A 415-nucleotide genomic window follows, 5' to 3' on the forward strand; every position below is an offset into this window, starting at 1 on the left:
AAGGCGGTCAGCTGGTCGTACTACCTGTCGTTTCTGAAGGCGAAGTACGAGTGTCCGGCGCTGTTGTTGGTGGTCTGCCAGGATCGGGCGACGGCCGGCTGGGCGGCGGGTCCCTTCCGGCTCGGTCCGGCTGGTTGGACGGTTCTGTCGCTGCATCCGCTGGTGCTGGGTCCGGAGAACGTGCCGGTGATCACCGACCCCGAGGTCGCGGCGCGGGACCTGACGCTGGCGACGTTCTCGGCCCTGACACATGGCCGGGATCGGAACGCTCCGGCCATACTGGAGGCGTTGGCGTGCGCGTTGGGGACCGCCGACTCGGGTTCGGTCGCGTACTACTCGGAACTGTTGGAGATCGGCCTGGGCGACACCCCGGCGAGAGACACCTGGAGGAAGCTGATGAGTGTCGGTACGTACT

Annotated in this window: 1 pseudogene; it reads left to right on the forward strand. The window is 66.7% G+C overall.

Annotated elements, in window-relative coordinates:
- Positions 1-415, forward strand: a pseudogene (locus AN216_RS00235) (hypothetical protein); the annotation flags it as partial.

Source organism: Streptomyces oceani, from assembly GCF_001751245.1.
GTDB classification, from domain to species: Bacteria; Actinomycetota; Actinomycetes; order Streptomycetales; family Streptomycetaceae; genus Streptomyces; species Streptomyces oceani.